The following is a 1,585-nucleotide window of genomic DNA, read 5'->3' on the forward strand; positions in this document are numbered from 1 at the left end:
GCGTACGTCGGCGCAGGCTCGCGGTACGTCGGCGCAGGCTCCCCGTACAGCGGCGGCGCGGCAGGCGGAGTCACGGCGGGCGGGCTCACGGCAGGCGCCGCGGACCCGTACCGCGAGGCGGACTCAGGCGTGGCGAGCGGGGCGCTCGGGGTGCTCACGGCACTCGGGGCGACAGGCGGCACCGCCCTCATCTTGCCCACGATGATCCGCGCGAGCCCCTTCGCCGAGCCCGCCTCCTCGAACAGCTCCCGCATCGACACCTTGACGCGGTGCTCCTCCTCCAACTCCCGCAGCACGCCGATCATCTGCAGCGAGTCCGCACCGAGGTCGAAGAAGGAGGCGTCCTCCGCTATCTCGCTCGTGTCGTAGCTGAGATGCTCCGCGGTGACCTTGATGATGTGCTGGAGCACCCGCTCGACCACTGCCTCGTCCTGTGCCACTTCGGCCCCATCCCTTGCCGGTTGTGCGGGCCGGGGAAGGTGGTTCTCCGGCCCTGTCCAGTAGTCCTTGTGCTGGAAGCGGTAGCCGGGCAGGGGAATCCTGCGGCCCGCCCCGCCCATGAAAGTCCGCCAGTCGACCGACGCCCCGGCCCGGTAGAGGCCCGCCGCCGCGTCCCAGAGCGGTTCGAGTCCCGCGCCGCGCCGCAGCGTGGGATACGCCGTCCGGCCCAGCAGTTCGCGCCGCGCGAGCCCGCTGAGCGTGGTGTGCGGGCCGAGTTCCAGGAGCGTGCCCGCGCCGGTGTGCGAGGCGCCGAGTTCGCGCAGGACGTCGGCGAACCGCACAGGCTCACGTGTCTGTCGTACGACATAGTCGGCGTCCGGGGCCCAGCCGACGGGCCGTGTACGACCGTCGAGGCCGCTCACGAACGGCACCTCGCACGGCCCGAACTCCACCTCGGCGCACAGCTCGCGCAGGCCGTCGAGGACCGGGTCCATCAGCGCGGTGTGGAACGCGTGCCGCACCGCCAGTCTCCGCGCCGGGACCCCGCGCTCGGCCAGCAGGGCCAACAGGGTCTCCATGGCCGCGGCCGGACCCGCGAGCACCTGGCTGCGCGGGCCATTGCTGACGGCCAGCTCGACACCGGGCACTTCGGCGGCCACCGCGACCGCCGCGCCCACCTCGACCGGGACCGCGACCATCGCGCCGGGCGCGCAGAGGCGGCGCATCAGCGCGCCGCGCCCCGCCGTCAGGCGCAGGCCGTCCGTGAGCGAGAGCGCCCCGGCCGCGTACAGCGCCGCGTACTCCCCCACGCTGTGTCCGGCGACCACGCGGGGTGCGATCCCGGCCGTGTCCCACAGGCGGACAAGCGCGCACTGGAGTGCGAAGAGGGCGGGCTGCGCCACGTCGGTGGGCCAGACCGGCTCGGCCCCGGTTGCGGCCCCGTGCTCTGTCCCGAGCAGCGGGGCGAGGAGGCTGTCGCCGCCGGTGAGTGCCGCGTACCGCGTCTCGCAGGCGTCGAGGATCTCGCGTACGACGGGGAAGCGTTCGTGGAGCAGGTGTGCCGTGCCGCGGTGGAGGCTGCCTTGGCCGGTGAAGAGGAACCCGGTGTCGGCCCCGTCCGTACCTGCCCCGCCCGTACCTGCCC

At 73.9% G+C, this 1,585-nt stretch carries 1 protein-coding gene; it reads right to left on the reverse strand.

Annotated features, from left to right (window positions below):
• Positions 1–1,585, reverse strand: a 1,585-nt coding sequence (locus GKQ77_RS32580) for an acyltransferase domain-containing protein (protein ID WP_219692757.1), incomplete at both ends; no start/stop codon positions are given.

Origin of the sequence: Streptomyces anatolicus, from assembly GCF_019400875.1 — a bacterium.
Classification (GTDB): Bacteria; Actinomycetota; Actinomycetes; order Streptomycetales; family Streptomycetaceae; genus Streptomyces; species Streptomyces anatolicus.